The sequence below is a fragment of the Shewanella mangrovi genome, from assembly GCF_000753795.1.
GTDB classification, from domain to species: domain Bacteria; phylum Pseudomonadota; class Gammaproteobacteria; order Enterobacterales; family Shewanellaceae; genus Shewanella; species Shewanella mangrovi.
In genome coordinates this window covers 118,702-132,681 of sequence record NZ_JPEO01000007.1, presented here as the reverse complement: position 1 = coordinate 132,681, position 13,980 = coordinate 118,702, and the positions used below count along the sequence as shown (strand labels likewise).

Genomic DNA, 13,980 nt, shown 5'->3' with positions numbered 1-13,980 from the left:
TTGGCGTAGGGCGCTACATGGACATTTTCAGCAAAGTGCATTTTACAAATGTAACATCTCGTTTGAATGCACATCTCCTAGCACTCAGCACTATGTTTGTTAATGCAACACGGTAAGGTGGGCAGGCGACTCGTGGGGGATTTAGATAGCATGTGTGAGTGCGCCACCTACATTGGCAGCGCGGACAAACGCAGGATCAACAGTTGAGTTCCGTTATCTTGGCAACGGATTCAATCACACCGCGGATCTGTTGGTGAATTTGCTTGAGCTCGGTCAGCTCCTCTGCCGTGAAAGGGTGCTCCAGCACTTTTTCAATGCCGTTGCGGCCAATCACAGATGGCAAGCTGAGCACTGAACCAAACAGGTCATAGTGGTTATCGACTAATACACCGACAGGAAGCACTGAGTGTTCATTTAAACTGACTGCTTGGATAATGCGATAGACACTGGCGGCGACACCGTGAGTAGTATTGAGTTTGCGTTTAAAGATTTCGTAACCCGCTCGCTTGACGTCTTGTAGCAGCTGTTGCGGATCGATACGTGGTAACTGATTATTGTCGCAATAGAAATCGATTGGTTGGCCACCAGCGCCCAGAATACTTGCGGGCATAAAGCAGTGACTGCCATGCTCGCCGAGAATGTAACCAAACACATTTTTGGGATCGAGTTGGGTATGATCGCCGACAATTTTCATCAATCTCGCAGTATCTACGACGCAACCGCTGCTAATCACCTGATGAGCGGCAAATCCGGTATTGTTGATAATAAAAAACGCCGCAAGGTCGCAGGGGTTGGTTACCACGATGAGAATTGCATTGGGTGCGTATTGTTCAACGTTGCGGGCAATATCGACACAGATACGCGAGTTGACCTCTGCCAGTTCAATACGTGGTTGGTCGGCTTTGATCTGTGCGCCAGCGGTGATGACCACAATATCGGCATTTTCCAGCATTGCGTAATCATCGCCCGCATTGAGACGAATATTTTTTCCAAAAGTCAGTGAGCTAGCGTGTCCAAAATCCATCAGCTCACCTTCGGCGCGAGCCCCGTTTTTATCGAGTAACACCAGCTCGCGACAATTGCCGAGTGCTAACACATAGTTGCATACGGCAACGCCAACCGCGCCAGCGCCAATTACGCCAATTTTCATTATTATCCCTTACGACTAAAGTGGTAATGGTGAGGATTGTCCGGTTAATCGAACACAGGGCAAGTAATCGCGTTGATTCTTGTATGGTTTTAGTGTCAAAAAAATTTGACGGGTTTTTATTAATTGATTGAAATGTATTTGGTATTTACTTAAAAGATTTCAAATATCCACGCCATCTAGACTTTCAATTGATGTGGCGGATTTTGTCATTTTAAGTCGCTTGAATGGAATTAAAATGGAAGGGAAAATATGCAATAGTTGCATTGGCCAGCACACTGAGTGCTGACCAATGCATTTAGCTTACTTAACAGAAGGAATGAACTCATCCTCAACGGCTTGTTTAAGCAATTTCGGCGGCAATAACCCTTGTGCCAAAATAAAATCATGGAAATGCTTTTGATTGAATTTATCACGCAGTTTCATTTCAGTGGTGACACGTAATTCGCGTAAATTCATATAGCCGTAGAAATAGGAGGTGGCTTGTCCTGGCATACGGAAGGTGTAACGCTCGACTTCGTGCTTGGCAAAGCTATCTGACAGCACGACATCATCAGTCAATACTTTTTCCGCTTCGGCGGGCGTCATCATCCCCAAATTCAACATAGGATCGAGGAACGCTCGCGCAGCGCGTTGCAAACGTGCTTGCAGTACAAACAGTTGGCCTTCTTTTGGAAAGTACTGCTTCATAATCGCTTCAGCGTACAATGCCCAGCCTTCAACGTTGGCACTGTTCATGGCAAAAATAGCCCGAGCGCTAGAAACGCCATTTTCCACCATCGCTGAAAATTGCAGTTCATGGCCTGGGCGCGCCTCGTGGGCGGTCAATGTCCATGAGAAGCCTTCACCGGTAAAATCTGAGCCTTTACTCGCAGGATCTAGCATCGGCAGCACAAATTCACCATATTCGCCCTGATTACCAATCAAACGTGGCGGATTCATATGCGCCGCGGGCAGGGCCGCCGTTTCAGCCGCTGAGGCTACGCGAATGTTGGCTTGGCGCTTCGGAATCGTGACGATGTCATGCTGCTTAACGATTTGCTCAATGGTTGCCAAACGCTGCTTAAAGAAGGGTAACACTTGGTCACCGGTCACTTGCTTCTTCTTTAATTCACGAATGACGGCACGATAGTCATCGTCTTTTAATCCCTGCTGTTTAGCAATGTCAGTTGCCAATACCTGCATCTCATCTCGGATTTCTGCAAACTCAAACAGCGCTTGTTGCATCAATTGTCGTGGCGGCTCATCGACGCCGTAACCTTTAAGAGCAGATTGATAAAGCGGCTCCGGCATGACGTTGCTTTTACTGGCTATCGGCAGGACCTGTTGTTGCAACCAATCGTGATATTGATGTAACTGCTTTGTTAGCGTGGCAAAGGGCTGCTGCCAACCTTCAATTTTATGATCAATAAAAAGTTGCTTGGTGCCATCGAGGAATTTGTCGGTGTTGGCTATCGCTTGCTCAACTTCAACATGGTACGGCGCTTTGAGAGAGCCGTTCGTCAATGCTGCTTGGGTACGCTGCATCGCCTGCGTGGCAACATCTGTGTTGCCGTTGGCGCCAACATAATTGTTTAATCGTTCCACCGCTTTTTTCATGCGAGCGGGGCTGTTACGGTCATCGAGTAATGTTTGCAGGCCACTAAAGACAAACTCACCGACATTATAAAACGGCAGCGCATACTTATCGGTGATATCTGCTGAGTCTACTTGTTGTTGCAAGGTATCTATCATGATCTGCAGATCTTGTTGAACGCGCGGATCTTGCTCCTGTTTTTTAGCGTTACTCAGCTTGACGATTTCGGCAAGGATGGTTTGTTTTGCTTTTTGCTCGGCGGCCAGCGAGAGGTTAGACGCTAGACCATCAACTTGCTCAATACCGAGTTGAGACCCAACTTCTGGCTGTTGTTGTGCCATTACCGACAATACGTCCATCGCATATTGATTGCTGGTTTTTACCCATTGCGGTTCAGCCGCAGAAAGTGAGCAGCTCACGGCACAGGCCAGCAGCAACATTTTTTTCATAATCGTTTTCCTGAGAAGTTGCTAAATATGTAGCTTGAGTTATACGCAATCTGCGGGAGAACACCATAAAAAATCGGTAACATTTTCTAACTGTAATGCACAGTTGTGGCGATACAACTGCCTAAACCGCAATGTTGGGGGTGATGAAAATGATAGGTTAACGAGTTTAATGAAGCAGGAATGTGGCCCGGTGAAACAGCCACGCCGCAAGCAGATAAAGCGCCACAATGCTCAGACAAAAAACGACGGAAAATTGCTGTTGCGGGGATAGGGTAACCGCGGAGAGCGGCATTATATGAATCGATAAACCGACTGTAATGGCAAATAATACGGCTGCCATTGCCAGCATAGTAAAGCTCATGCCTCTAGGACGACGTTGTGACCACAATGTGCCAATCACACCCACCATAATGACGCTAAAAAAGAACAGGTTATGATCGTCCGCTGGTGTATTCATAAGCCCTACAGCTAAGTTCGCCCACACTAAAAGCAATGATGCGACCATCGCTAACGCGGTGGCGACGCGGTAAGGGAAATGGTTGCCAGCACGATGGCTGATCCACTGATAACAACTGGCGGTGCCTCCAAGCAGCACTGCGGCAACGATAAAGTCGCCATAAGACCAAACCACGCCATTTGTCACTTGTGATGATATGAAGGGAACTGAGAGTAAACTGAGCGGAAAAATTGCGGGCCACAGTTTTGCTAACTTCTCCATGTATCTATTCTCCAACCATCTTAGTGACTCGACAGGGCACTAGTCTTAAATGCTAGTAAATGAGATTGAACATCATTAGCGATAATAGGACTGCTTGCAACTGTTTATGCGGTATTAATCGCATATTAATAATTCATACTGGAGAACAACCTGGAAAGCCAATATTAAATAGCAGAGTATGCTGTTTAATAAAATAGAGCGGCTAACGGCTTATATCAACTGCAGATAGCGTAAGGTACCAAAGGCGGCGGCGGTAACGGGGAGCGATATCAGTGTGGTCACCGCGATGATGCTGGCGGCCAAGCGATGGTCACCACCGAGATTGCGCACCATAACATAGCTGGCCGCGGCCGTTGGGGCGATAGACAGTAACAAAACAATGCCTAAGGCCATACCGCTGAATCCCATCAAATATGCTGCTGCCACCATGACGCCGGGATACAGCAGACACTTGCACACTGTGGCGATCCCAATATTGAGCCAGTCTGCACTAAAGGAGCGAAATTGCAGTGAAGCACCCGTGCATATCAGAGCTAGCGGCAGGGTTAATTGGGCAAAATAGTGACCCGTTTTGAGCATCCATTGCGGAAGTTGCACCTGTAAATACGAAAAGGGCAACGCCAGCACGATGGCGATGATAAGCGGATTCGTCAGCATGCCCTTAATGCTTTGCAGTAACGAGCGTTGGCCATCGAGATAAAAATTCAGCACAAATACTGACAGGATATTAAACAGAATGGTGATACAACCGAGGTAAACCGATGCTACAGCAATACCTTCTGTGCCGTAGGTATTGGCACAATATGCGAGACCAATAATCCCCATATTAGCGCGAAATCCCCCTTGAATGACCACTCCGCGCGCATTAGCAGGCTTTACAATGCCATGACAAAAAAGCATGAGCAGGGCGAAGAACGTTGCCGTGGCGATAGCGCCAGTCAAAATAAGAGGTAAGTTTGCGGCATGGTGAAAATCTGACTGGCTGATCGACAGGAACAATAGCGCCGGTAGCGCCAAATTAAATACCAGTTTTGAGCCCGCTTCGACAAATCCATCGTTGAGCATTTTATAACGATATAACGCCCACCCCATGAGTAACAAAATTAACACTGGGATCAGCGTGTTGGCGATAAAGGTGAACATTCAGCGCATTCCGTCGATAAGGCTATTGAGCAAATACTGAATCAGCATTTGCCTAAGTAGCATTATCCTAACAGATGTGTTGAGTAAACGTCGCTAGCGAATGTGCCGAAAATTTGTATGAAAACGTGAAAAAAACGGGGGGTTAAAATAACCCCCTTGCCGAAATGTCCACGTAAAATTCAGGGCAGCAGGGATGAGCCATGAAACAGGATAAAAGCAACTTACCATCAGCGATGTTAAATCGCGCTGGCGCTAGCAAGCTGAAAACCGGCCAACAAGGTGGATAAGCTAACTCCACAATACGCAATGATGAGATGCCAGCGATGAGACTTCCCGAACACTCGCTGGCGATGTTCGGCGTATCAAGCGCGCTAGCAGATGCAGGGATAGCATGCTCTAGCGCATTTGATACGGTTAAACGCAAATCAACCGATTACGGCGCAACAAAGTCGAACTGGTGGCATTCGTTGCATACCACTTCAGACGCTTTGTGCATGTGGTGACAATCAGTACAGTCGAGTTCTCCTAAGTGTCCATCCATATGCGGATTAACTTCTAGGTCCGGATGATTTTTTTCAGTCAGTGCGCGCACGGCATCGTAACTCTGATGGCAGCTTAAGCAGCCTTCGGTTGTACCCGCATGTTGCATGCCTTGGGTATGGCATGATTTGCAGGCCACATGGTTTTCTTTATGACTACCACGGAGTTGTACCGCGTTAGCATTAAAGGCCAATAATGCGCTTGAGGCGATAACCGCAACAGCAGAAAGTAGTCGAAGTGATTTTTTCATTTGTTTACCACGTCAGTAAATATCATATGTATAACATATTGGATTTTGGTCGTTGGGTAAATTAGTAGACATAGATTCTAAAAGGCGGCTCACAGTAAGCTTAAAAACTCATAGTGGGATCACAATGAATCTCAGTAATTACTGATTTAGCGAAAACAATACAAGTGAAAGGTTAAGAGGTAATGCATTGATTAACATGGAATGTTGTTTTCTTATTTACCGAGTGAACGCGGCTGTGATGAAATAATTTGATCGCAAATCTGGCGCAAATTAACGCCACAATAAATCCGCGGTTGAGAATGAGAGCGTCATAAGCAAGGTGGTTAAACTTAGGTTAACCACCTGCAAAACTTGGGTAACTTACTGCAATTAAGCGAGTGATTTGCCTAACCAGGTAAAGGAACTGGAATGTTTATTTAAAATAACAACATCATCTGTGATATCGGCTGGACGTCCGGCAAGCCCATAACAAACATGTAGTGGCAATAAATGCTCTTCACGCGGCTGACAATAACGAGCGTTTGGCGCTTGACTCCAGTTGGCTAATCCTTGGGTGGCCGCAGTCACATCGTTGGTATTAACCGTCTGTTGTAGCCATTGTTCAAAACTGAGATTTTTCTGCTCTCGTTCTGAGGTGTGCTGAGCAAAAAATTCACGCATGTTGTGGAATGAGAAGCCAGAACCGATGACCAGCAAGTTATCGTAATCAAGCGCTTGCAACGCCTGACCGATAGCTAAATGTTGCTCAGGGCTCAGATTATTCACCAGTGATAATTGGACACAGGGAATATCAGCTTCTGGATACATCAACATCAAGGGCACAAACAGACCATGGTCATAGCCGCGCTTGCTATCTTGGCGTACCGGAATTCCGGCCGCTTGCAGTGCATCATGCACTTTTTCGGCTAACGCCGGCTCGCCTGGTGCAGGGTATTGAATTTTATAGGTTTCTGCTGGGAATCCATAATAGTCATAAATCATGCCCGGTTGCGCGGCTGCAGTGACGGTAGCGACGCTTTCTTCCCAATGCGCACTGATCAACAGAATCGCGCTTGGTTTATCTAGTTTTTTGGTCAGCCCTTGTAAATGTTTCACCATCTCCGCGTGGGCAGGATCATTGAGCAGTGGCATAGGGCCGCCGCCGTGAGAAATAAAGCTGATAGTTGGCGTTTTCATAACTTACTCCAAAAATTATGCGGTTGCTGACGAAGTGGTGTCTAAATCTTATCTGGGCCCACTGGTACAATACCGGTAGGATTCAGCGCTTTGATTGAGTAATACCCCGCCTTAATATGCTCAATATTAACGGTCGAGCTAATTCCTTCTAACGCGAGTACTCGTTGCATATAAGCGTGCAGATAAGGCATCTCTTTGATCTGATTTCGATTGCATTTGAATAAGCCATAGTAGGCCGCATCAAAACGGATCAAGGTGACAAATAAGCGGATATCTGACTCGGTAAACCGATCGCCAAACAGGAATTCTCTGCCATCACTGAGGCGTTGCTCCAGCATATCGAGGGTGCTAAATACCGCTTGATATGCTTCTTGGTAGGCTGCTTGAGTTGTAGCGAATCCTGCTTGATATACTCCATTATTCAGTGAGTTATACATCTCTTCATTGAGCGTGTCGATATTCTTAGCCAAATCTTGTGGATACAAGTCTGGTCCTTGTTGCACGTGCTCGATAAACGCACTGTTGAACATGCGCACAATATCTGCTGACTCATTATTGACAATGGTTTGGGTCTTTTTATCCCATAACACTGGAACGGTTGCGCGCCCGGTAAAGTGAGGATCGGCTTTGGTGTATAACTGATGAATAAATGCCGCGCCATTAAGCGGATCCGCATCTGCGCCATTAAAGCCACCAAATTGCCACCCTTGATCAGACAAGCGCGGATTGACTACCGTGACGTCAATGTAGTCGGTTAATCCTTTTAACGCTCTCGCCATTAGGGTTCTGGATGCCCAAGGGCAGATATAGCCAACATAGAGGTGGTAGCGGCCTTTTTCTGCTTTAAATCCGGAGCTACCATCGGCGGTAATCCAGTTGCGAAATGAAGAGGTCTGGCGAATAAATCGGCCTTGCTTATCTTTTGCTTGCACCGGTTGCCAATCTTCTGTCCATACACCATCTACTAACATAATCTGCTCCTTGGTAAATCGCAGGGCTCTAGCAGCAGAGCCCTTCACATGGAAATTTGGTTAACGTTTTGACATTAGCGTGCTAGACGTGCTGCAATTTTGCTGTCTACCGAGAAACGACCGCTTCCTTGTATTGCCAGCGTCAGTAGCGCCACCATCAGTGCCAATGCGTATTCGTAACCGTTGTTGGCAAGGAACAGACCGTTAGATATATGGACCGACAGGATGGCCATCAGCATGGTAAAGGCGGCAACCAGTGCTGCTGGGCGGGTCAAAAGTCCTAGCACCAGTGCTAAGCCACCAAAGAACTCAGCGCTACCGGCAAGTAATGCCATCAAGTAACCTGGTGTCATCCCTAGGCTTGCCATCCATTGACCGGTGCCTTCTAAGCCATAGCCGCCAAACCAGCCAAATAGTTTTTGTGAACCGTGTGCCGCCAAGATGATGCCAACAGGTACTCGCAAAACCAATGATGCTACGCCAGCGTTGGTGGCGAATAATTTGTTCAGTAATTGTGATTTCATGATGTTTCTCCAAAGTGTTTAAAACTTGCTGTTTTCGGGTGTCTCTCGACGTTGGAGATACTTTACTTTGTGACAGGACGAAGATTAATATGGCTAACAACGCAATATTATAAACGCAGCATTTATAATGGGGTTGGCTGATGGATCGGATTGATGTTTTACGTGCCTTTGCCATGGTGGCAACAGAAAACAGCTTTACCAAAGCGGCAGACAGGTTGCAGCTATCGCCACAGCTAGTGAGCAAATATGTGTCGCGACTTGAGGAGAACGTTGGCATTCGCTTGGTGAATCGCACCACGCGCAAAGTGCACTTAACTGAGGCCGGCATGCGCTATTTTCAGCGGGCGCAACAACTGCTCGACGACTTTGATGACTTAGATCATCAACTAAGTGATTTGCAGGAAGATGCGCGCGGCTTGCTTAGGATAAGTGCGCCGGTCTCGTTTTCCAGCGCCCATATGGCGCGGCTATTGAGCGATTTTCGCCGTGCTTACCCTCATGTTGACGTGGACCTTCAGCTTAATGACCGCAAAGTCGATATCATCGAAGAAGGTTTTGATGTGGCATTGCGTATCGGCAACCTGAAGAGTTCATCATTAATCGCAAAGTATCTGGCACCGATCCGTCTAGTTATGTGCGCTTCGCCAGCGTACTTAGCGGAATTCGGTACACCGCAGAGTGCTGATGATTTGCAACAACACCAATTTCTCAGTTATAGCTATATGGAGCGAAATCCGTTGTGGCCGCAAGGTCACGATGCACTGATTTCTAACAATGGGGATGTATTGGTTCAGGCCGCAATTGCGGGGGCCGGAATTACATTGCAGCCAACCTTTATCGCTGGAGCTGCGTTAGCGGACGGCCGTTTAATCCAAGTGCTGCCGGAACTTGAGCCTGAGCCGCTGGGATTATATGCGGTGTATCCGCATCGTAAGTTGCTGGCCAGCAAAGTACGTAGCTTCTTGGATTTTGCTGATGGCTATTTTGGCAATCCGCCATATTGGGATAGTGTACTGAGTCAGTAGCGCTACGCTCACCATCTTGTTCTGAGCTAATCTCCAACAATCATGGCAGCAGTGGCTGCCTTGATTAGTCATCTTTTGGATTACCCCTTCGATTGTTTCAATCCAAACTTAGCTTCATTATCGGGTTTGCCTATCTCGTTTAACACACTGATTTTAATTTGGATTTAATGAATATCCGCTAGAGTCAGTAAGATTCCGCGAACGAATAGCACTTGTCGTCCAATAGTGTCTAACATTAAAGCCGCTACACTTAGTATTTCAGCGATAAAAGAACGGATTAGCGCACAAACGTGCTTGCATTGCCTCATTTGAAAAGGACTCCTAATGCCGAACCTCTTCAGTCACCAATTCCTCGCACGTATGCTCGGCGTCAGCTTATTTCTCTTCATTGTTAATCTCAGCGCTGCCGAAGCGCCCGCGAAAAGGGTGGTTGCCAAAAACATCAGTTTTGAACATGAAATTACCCGTGTTGATATGGTCGGTACTGCGGAAGCGGATAAATCAGTCGTCTTATATCCTGCGGTGGCAGAACGGGTGGTGGCGGTGAACTTTAAACCTGGTGACAAAGTAACTGAAGGCCAAGCATTGGTGCAACTTTACGCAAAACGGCAACAAGTGGCGCTTGAACGGGCCAAAATCCAGTTGGCCGATGCTGAACGTACCGTTAAACGTTTAACCGATATTCGCCAGCAGGGCGCGGTGCCTCAAACAGATCTTGATGATGCGATTACTCAGCGCGATCTTGCCAAAGTATCGCTTGAAGAAGCCCAAGTTGAGTTAGAAGAACGCATCGTGCGTGCACCATTTAGCGGTTATGTGGGCTTAACCGATGTTGAGGTCGGCGATCGCCTCAGCATTAATACGCCGATTACCAGCATTGATAGCCGTGACGCCCTATTTGTGAACTTCCAAGCACCTGAAACCGCCTTTAACCTGCTAGCGTCGAATGCGGAAATTATATTGCGTCCTTGGAATAATCGCGCGGAACAACTGCCCGCCAAAATTGCGCAGCTCGATTCACGGATTTATGTCGCCAGTCGAACCATTCGCGCGCGTGCCATCATTGATAACCGTGACGATAACTTCCGTCCCGGCATGAGTTTTCGAGTTAGCCTGCAAATTGTTGGTGATGAATATGCGCGGATTCCCGAGGCGGCATTGTCATGGGGGGCAACCGGCGCTTATGTCTGGGTTGTTGATAATCAGCATGCCACACGCGTTGATATTCAAATTATGCAACGTCTGAAAGGTCGCATTTTGGTGGCTGGAGAGCTTCGCGCGGACACTTTGCTGATTACCGAAGGCATTCAGAATCTGCGTGAAGGACAGGCGGTGAAAGTGGTTGAGGAGCAGTTTTGATGAGCCTGCAACATTACCTGCAAACTAGCGATCTGCCATCACTCTCAATTCGTCGTCCGGTGTTGGTTGTGGTGCTTAATTTGCTGATTATCATTGCCGGCTTTGCGGCGATAAATGGCGTAGAAGTCCGTGAGTTGCCCGATGTCGATCGCCCCATCGTTACGGTACGGGCCAACTTTCCCGGTGGCTCTCCCGAAACAGTCGATACCGAAGTCACCAGCATTCTGGAAGGGGCTGCGGCACGTGTCAGTGGTGTGAAGAGCATTCGCGCGCAAAGCGAAGAGGGTAACGCGCGGGTCGTGGTTGAATTCCGCCCCGGCATTGATCTGGATAATGCCGCCAATGAAACCCGCGAATCGGTCAGCCGTGTGCAACGTGAACTCCCAGATGATGTAGAACAATTATCAATTATTAAAGCGGATAATGACGCGACCAGTGCGGTAAGTCTGGCAATCTCGAGCGATGAAATGGAACTCGAAGAGTTGACGGAAGTCGTGGATGTCGACTTAGCACCGCAATTTCTCAGTATTCCGGGCGTTGCCGATGTGCGCTTAAACGGCGATCGCGAGCGTGTGCTGCGAGTGATGCTCGATCCGCTGCGGCTGACCAGTTTTAACTTAGCGGTGACCGATGTTGCAAATGTGCTGGAGCAGGCGCCATTTGACGTACCCGCCGGGAGTTTACGTTCTACTGACCAACAATTGATTGTGCGTGCCGATGCCACTTCTGTGACCGCCGAGCAAGTAGAAAACATTGTCGTGCGTGGCGATATTCGTATTGGTGATGTCGCTTCGGTGTACTTCGGCCCCGCTGATGCCAATTCGATCGTAAGGCTTGATGGCAAACCTATTATCGGCGTTGAAATCATTCGACAAGCACGTTCAAACACCATTGAGATTTCAGATGAAGTGCTCGCGATGGTGGAGCGGTTAAAAACTCGCTTTCCTAAGCTTCACTTTCAAGTCACCTCCGATGATGCTGAATTTATTCGTGATTCCGTGAAAGAAGTGATCACCAGTTTGGTGTTGACTGTGCTGTTGGTGATCCTCACCCTGTGGATCTTCATTGGCTCCTGGCGGGCAACAATTGTCCCCGCATTGTCCATTCCGGTGGCGCTGATTGGTTCTATCGCGATTATTTGGATGTTGGGATTTTCCATCAATATCTTAACGCTTCTGGCGTTGGTACTGGCGACCGGGCTTATCGTTGACGATGCGATTGTCGTGTCTGAAAACGTACAGCGGCGGCGAGCGATGGGATTGGGCGCACGTGCGGCTGCGGTTGTGGGCAGTCGCGAAGTCTTCTTTGCCGTTGTGGCGACGACGGCGGTGCTCGCCGCCGTGTTTATTCCGATTGCATTTTTGCCGTCAACAGCAGGGCGCCTATTCCGTGAATTTGGGGGCGTGTTGGCTGGTGCCGTTATCATTTCATCGTTTGTGGCATTGTCGTTGGTGCCCGCCTTAACTGCACGATTACCTAAAGAGCAACATGATAAAAATGGGCTATTTAGTCGCCTTGGCACACGGTTACTCAATGGTTATCAAGCGAGTTTGCAGTGGGTGCTTAACCACGCATGGCTTGCCTTCTTTGGCTCAGTGCTGGCAGCGGGCGCTGCGGCGCTACTTTACACCCAATTACAGAATGAGCTATTGCCGACAGAAGACCGTGGCACCATACGTATCTTCGCCCGCGGCCCCGATGGCGTCGGTCTTAATTTTATGGAACGGCAAGCGCGCAAAATGGAAGATATTTTGCTGCCCTATGTCGATAAGGGCGAAATTGATTCCATCTACTCCGTGGTTGGGCAATGGGATCCGAATATCGTGTTTATTACCGCGCCGCTGAAACATTGGGATGAGCGTGAAGAATCGCAGCAAGACATTATTGATAAAATTCGTGGGCCGTTAGCTGCAATTCCAGGCGCACCTGCGCGTGCGTTTGGCGCTAATAGTTTGAATTTGCGCGGGCAGGGAGGCGGTTTGCAACTGGCGCTGACCGGTGAAAACTATGCCGCAATCTACGCCGCTGCGCTCGATTTTAGTCGTGAAATTGAGCAAAATCTCCCGCAACTGGGTACGCCTGATATTGGCTACAAACCCACACAACCGCAGCTGCGGGTGAATATTGACCGCCGCCGTGCGGAAGAGTTGGGCGTGCCACTGTCTGATATCTCTTCCACTTTGAGAGTCGCGATTAACGGCGATGATATTGCCGATTTGAATGTCGGCGACCAGTCGATTCCGATCATGTTACAAGCGCATAACGGCGCGATAAACGACCCCAGCGATCTGTCGAATCTTTATGTTGGCTCGCAATCAGGTCAGTTAGTGCCGTTGTCGAGTTTAGCAACCATCTCTGAAGAGGGAGTTGCAGCTGAACTTAATCGGCAGGCGCAGCGCCGTGCGATTACTCTGGAGATGGATCTGCCAGATGATTTTCCAATTGACCAAGCAGTTATGCATATTCGCGAGCTTGCTGACCGGACCTTGCCTGACAATATCGGCATGTTGTTTTTAGGCGAAGCGTTGACGTTTGAAGAAACTGCGCATGAGGTGATGCTCACCTACCTGCTGGCATTTATCATCGTGTTACTGGTACTTGCGGCGCAATTTGAGAGTTTAAACAGTGCCATTGTCGTGATGTTGACTGTGCCGTTCGGCATCGCCGCAGCCCTGTTGGCACTGTTCTTAACCAATACCTCGATTAATATCTATTCGCAGATTGGTCTGGTGATGTTGATTGGCCTGCTAGCCAAGAACTCTATTTTGTTGGTGGAGTTTGCAGATCAACTGCGCGATCAGGGATTGGCCGTGCGAGAGGCGGTCGAAAAGGCGGCCCATATTCGCTTACGGGCAATAGCCATGACATTGTTTTCGACTATCTTGGGCGGTTTGCCGTTAATTCTCTCAACGGGCGCTGGCGCGGAGGCGCGCAATGCCATCGGTTGGGTGGTGTTTGGTGGATTGGGGATTGCTGTGGTGTTTACCCTCTACCTCACGCCAGTGCTGTATCTTGCCCTAGCGCGTTTTACAAAGCCGCGTGCAGACGAAAGTAAACGGCTGGAGCAGGAGTTAAGTGAAGTGCAACATATTGGCCATTAAT

Annotated in this window: 11 protein-coding genes; 3 read left to right on the top strand and 8 right to left on the bottom strand. The window is 48.3% G+C overall.

Going from position 1 to position 13,980, the window contains the following annotated elements; genetic code table 11:
• Positions 1-196 precede the first annotated feature (196 nt).
• From HR45_RS11295 to HR45_RS11260, 8 genes are all read right to left on the bottom strand, one after another.
• Complete coding sequence (locus tag HR45_RS11295) at positions 197-1,150, bottom strand: lactate/malate family dehydrogenase (protein ID WP_037443011.1); 954 nt, start codon at positions 1,148-1,150, stop codon at positions 197-199.
• 300 nt (positions 1,151-1,450) lie between these two features.
• Positions 1,451-3,172, bottom strand: coding sequence for a DUF885 domain-containing protein (locus HR45_RS11290; protein ID WP_037443009.1), 1,722 nt, complete (start codon positions 3,170-3,172; stop codon positions 1,451-1,453).
• A 166-nt stretch (positions 3,173-3,338) separates the two neighbouring features.
• Entirely contained in the window at positions 3,339-3,890 is a 552-nt protein-coding gene (locus HR45_RS11285; protein ID WP_037443007.1) for a hypothetical protein, read from the bottom strand.
• A 210-nt stretch (positions 3,891-4,100) separates the two neighbouring features.
• Entirely contained in the window at positions 4,101-5,033 is a 933-nt protein-coding gene (locus HR45_RS11280) for an AEC family transporter (protein ID WP_037443005.1), read from the bottom strand.
• A 433-nt stretch (positions 5,034-5,466) separates the two neighbouring features.
• Positions 5,467-5,823 (bottom strand): cytochrome c3 family protein, encoded by a 357-nt coding sequence (locus HR45_RS11275; RefSeq protein ID WP_037443004.1) that lies wholly within the window; start codon positions 5,821-5,823, stop codon positions 5,467-5,469.
• A gap of 369 nt (positions 5,824-6,192) precedes the next feature.
• Positions 6,193-6,999 (bottom strand): DODA-type extradiol aromatic ring-opening family dioxygenase, encoded by an 807-nt coding sequence (locus tag HR45_RS11270; protein WP_037443003.1) that lies wholly within the window; start codon positions 6,997-6,999, stop codon positions 6,193-6,195.
• Positions 7,000-7,040: 41 nt separating this feature from the next.
• Positions 7,041-7,970, bottom strand: a complete 930-nt coding sequence (locus tag HR45_RS11265; RefSeq protein WP_037443001.1) for a glutathione S-transferase family protein — start codon at positions 7,968-7,970, stop codon at positions 7,041-7,043.
• Between the two features lie 74 nt (positions 7,971-8,044).
• The gene (locus tag HR45_RS11260; protein ID WP_037442998.1) at positions 8,045-8,494 is read right to left on the bottom strand and encodes a DoxX family protein; all 450 of its coding nucleotides are present in this window, start codon (positions 8,492-8,494) and stop codon (positions 8,045-8,047) included.
• Between the two features lie 140 nt (positions 8,495-8,634).
• On the opposite strand from HR45_RS11260, the gene HR45_RS11255 reads away from it, so the two are divergent.
• The 3 genes from HR45_RS11255 to HR45_RS11245 all read left to right on the top strand — a co-directional run bounded on the left by HR45_RS11255 (position 8,635) and on the right by HR45_RS11245 (position 13,979).
• Positions 8,635-9,519 (top strand): LysR family transcriptional regulator, encoded by an 885-nt coding sequence (locus tag HR45_RS11255; RefSeq protein WP_037442996.1) that lies wholly within the window; start codon positions 8,635-8,637, stop codon positions 9,517-9,519.
• Positions 9,520-9,843: 324 nt separating this feature from the next.
• Positions 9,844-10,878, top strand: a complete 1,035-nt coding sequence (locus tag HR45_RS11250) for an efflux RND transporter periplasmic adaptor subunit (protein ID WP_037442993.1) — start codon at positions 9,844-9,846, stop codon at positions 10,876-10,878.
• Entirely contained in the window at positions 10,878-13,979 is a 3,102-nt protein-coding gene (locus HR45_RS11245) for an efflux RND transporter permease subunit (RefSeq protein WP_037442991.1), read from the top strand. Before HR45_RS11250 ends, HR45_RS11245 begins: the two co-directional genes overlap by 1 nt.
• The last annotated feature ends 1 nt before the right edge of the window (position 13,980 follow it).